Source organism: Kitasatospora nipponensis (genome assembly GCF_039528135.1).
GTDB classification, from domain to species: domain Bacteria; phylum Actinomycetota; class Actinomycetes; order Streptomycetales; family Streptomycetaceae; genus Kitasatospora; species Kitasatospora nipponensis.
This window is the reverse complement of sequence record NZ_BAAALF010001231.1, coordinates 1-503: the sequence shown is the minus strand read 5'-3', so window position 1 is coordinate 503 and position 503 is coordinate 1. Positions and strand designations below refer to the sequence as shown.

Here is a 503-nt window from a genome sequence, read left to right as displayed (position 1 = left end):
GGAACGTCGAGTGGTTCGGCGCGCCGGACTTCGTCCCGACCGACGAGGCGCTTCAGCAGCAGAACGTCCACGATGTCAAGGCGGGCCTCGACATGGACGTGTGGGGCCTCTCCGAGGTCGTCAGCACCTCGGCGTTCGACACGCTCGTGGCGGGCCTGCCCGGGTACACCGGGGTCGTGGCCAACGACCCGATCGTGACGAACGGTGCGCAGTACTACTCGGACTTCGGTGACACCGAGCAGAAGGTCGCCCTCGTGTGGCGCACCAGCATGGCCACCCTGGTGAGCGCGAAGGTCGTCCTGGCCAACCAGAACAGCAACTTCGCCGGCCGCCCGCCGGTGGAGTTCACGTTGCGCGGCACGTTCGACGGTGTCACCCGGGACCTGGTCTTCATCGTCCTGCACGCGAAGTCCGGGGCCACCCAGGATGCGTGGAACCTGCGCAACCCCGCGTCGCAGGCCCTCAAGTCCTACCTCGACACGACCTACCCCACGCAGAACGTC

At 67.4% G+C, this 503-nt stretch carries 1 pseudogene; it reads left to right on the top strand.

Annotated elements, in window-relative coordinates:
* Positions 1–503, top strand: a pseudogene (locus ABD323_RS45810) (lamin tail domain-containing protein); the annotation flags it as partial.